This window comes from Xanthovirga aplysinae, assembly GCF_009711365.1.
GTDB classification, from domain to species: Bacteria; Bacteroidota; Bacteroidia; order Cytophagales; family Cyclobacteriaceae; genus Xanthovirga; species Xanthovirga aplysinae.
Genome location: NZ_SMMB01000572.1, coordinates 1 through 2,442, shown reverse-complemented (window position 1 = coordinate 2,442; position 2,442 = coordinate 1). Strand labels below are relative to the sequence as shown.

General features: G+C 33.9%; 2 protein-coding genes. One reads left to right on the top strand and one right to left on the bottom strand.

What is annotated here, in order from left to right:
- Nucleotides 1-37: 37 nt before the first annotated feature.
- A complete protein-coding gene (locus tag E1171_RS02820; RefSeq protein WP_222931352.1) occupies nucleotides 38-1,090 on the bottom strand; it encodes a tryptophan 2,3-dioxygenase family protein in 1,053 nt (350 codons plus the stop codon).
- 469 nt (nucleotides 1,091-1,559) lie between these two features.
- On the opposite strand from E1171_RS02820, the gene E1171_RS02815 reads away from it, so the two are divergent.
- Complete coding sequence (locus E1171_RS02815) at nucleotides 1,560-2,099, top strand: SRPBCC family protein (RefSeq protein ID WP_155203873.1); 540 nt, start codon at nucleotides 1,560-1,562, stop codon at nucleotides 2,097-2,099.
- The last annotated feature ends 343 nt before the right edge of the window (nucleotides 2,100-2,442 follow it).

Here is a 2,442-nt window from a genome sequence, read left to right as displayed (position 1 = left end):
GAAGTCTACATTATTTTTCCTGTTAGATAGATAAAGTTCAATGCTCAAATCGAAACTTTCGTTCTAACTTTTGAGGCAAGGAGGGTAATTTTCTTCTTTCAATTAAAAACGAAGTCAATTCTGCTATTTCCTTAAATATATAGTGGCGGTCCAAAGCTGCTTTTAAATAGTCTTTACCACTGCTGCCACCTGTCCCCACTCTTGTACCGATCATACGATGCACCATGTTCATATGTCTATAGCGCCAGGTAGCCATTTGTTCATCAATTTCTAAAAGCAAATTTAATAGGCGATAAGGTAACTGAAGAATTGGGTAGTCTCGGTACAACATAATAAATAAGGCGGAACGGTTAGCTTTATTGCTTAATCTACGGTTGGCTGTGAATTCAGGGTTAAAAAACAATTGATCGAAACGTTTGAGGTTTTCTTTTTCCCCTTCAACCAGGCTTTTAGTATAAATATTCCGGAAGTCCTCCCAAAAAACATGGATCTGACCAATCCTTTTTCCGCCTGCTTTATATTCATCCCAAAAATGCGAGTCATCGAAATACGGCATACGCTCCAACCACTCATTGACTAATTCAATTACCGAACGTTGTTTTTCAATTTTGGCTACCTTTTCGATGTCATTTTTCCTTAAATGTGTGAGGTAGAAATCTTTACCGTAGCGATGCTCCAATTTTAAACCTAAAGTGGCTTCGATGATTTTAAATTGGAAACTTTGAAACCCAGAGGCTGGGCGAAGTAAATCTCTAAAGTCAAGAAAATCTAATGGGGTCATGGTTTCAATTACATTCACCTGTTGTACCAATAGTTTCAAGATCTCAACAACACGTTCCAATCGGTGAACTACCATTTGCATTTGAGGAGAATTATCATTGATAGTGGGTTCACCCATAATATTGGTAACCGACCCTAATTCATGAAGAATCTGCTTAAACCAAAGCTCATAAGCCTGATGAACTATGATGAATAGCATCTCGTCATGGGCCTCCACATTTTCTTTTTCACTTTCAGGAAATTGAGCGTCAAGAATTTTATCTAATTGTAAATAGTCCCCGTAATAGACTCCTTTGTTATCTTCCATCATTATCTTTAATTAAATTTTATCCTAAAAATAAGGATAAAAATAATCTTGGTGGGAGTTTCTTTTTCTATTCTCGAATTAAAACAAAAGTCATCGGATTTTTTTAAAAGTTTTCCAATTGATTTCAGGAAAGGCTCTTTTGTATGATTAACAAACTAATTATTCTATATCTTCAAGGTGACAGATAAGGCTTTATAATGATTTTGCGTCAATTACAGACGATGATGTTTTAAATCAGAAGGTTTTGGGATTAAAAGTGCAGAAAGCGAATGCATAAAGATATTTCATGCGATTCTCTAACGTATTAATGAGGTTATTTCCTCTATTTCTATAAAATCTTTTTTTAAAAAGCTTAGATTTTTCACTTCTGGAAGTTCAAAACCTTGTTTTGAGTGATTAAAATAATGATAAAATGCTTATTTTACCTTATCTTCTGTTTAATTTCTATTGATCACTTAAATTTCAAAGCAAAATGAAAATTTTATTTAAAATCTTGTTTTCAATTATAGTTTTGGTGGGAATTGTCCTATTAGTGGGGCTTTTTGTTAATGGAAAAGTTTCAGTGGAAAGGGAAGTTACAATAAATAGACCCGTGGAGGAAGTATTTGATTACGTAAAATATCTTAAAAATCAAGACCATTTTAGTAAGTGGGCTAGAATGGATCCTGAAATGAAAAAGAAATACCAGGGAACGGATGGGGCTGTTGGGTTTATTTCAGCTTGGGAAAGTGAAAATAAAGATGTGGGAATGGGAGAACAAGAGATCTTAAAAATAGAGGAAGGAAAAAGGATAGACTTTGAGCTTCGTTTTTATAAACCTTATAAAAGCACAGATAATGCTTACATCATTACCGAAAGAATTAACTCGAATATAACAAAAGTGAAATGGGGATTTGAAGCTGAAATGAAATACCCAATGAATCTTATGCTTCTAGTTTGGAATATGGAGGAGGATTTGGGAAATGATCTACAAGAAGGCTTAAATCGCCTAAAGGAGTTACAAGAAATGTAGATTGTCTGTTTTTAAAGAGAAAATATTTTTGAAGGTCTACTTAAAGTGCTTAATGAACCCCAATCCTTAAGGTTTATGCTTAACCTTTGAAGGGTTGGGGCATTTTTTAAAATCTTTCGTTCAAAAATTTGAAACTTGAACGGTAAAAGTTAGATAATCGCACTAATTAAATGGCTGCTGCTCTCTTGTAGTTGTCTCATCTAATCTGAAGGTGAAATAAAGGGGGTATTTTCCAAGTCGGTCCTAATATAAATACCTAAAAATGACAATTTCCAGGCTATTGGAGATACTTTTAAATTAGGTTAGGCCTGCTTTTTATCACACCTAAAACCTCATTTAATAC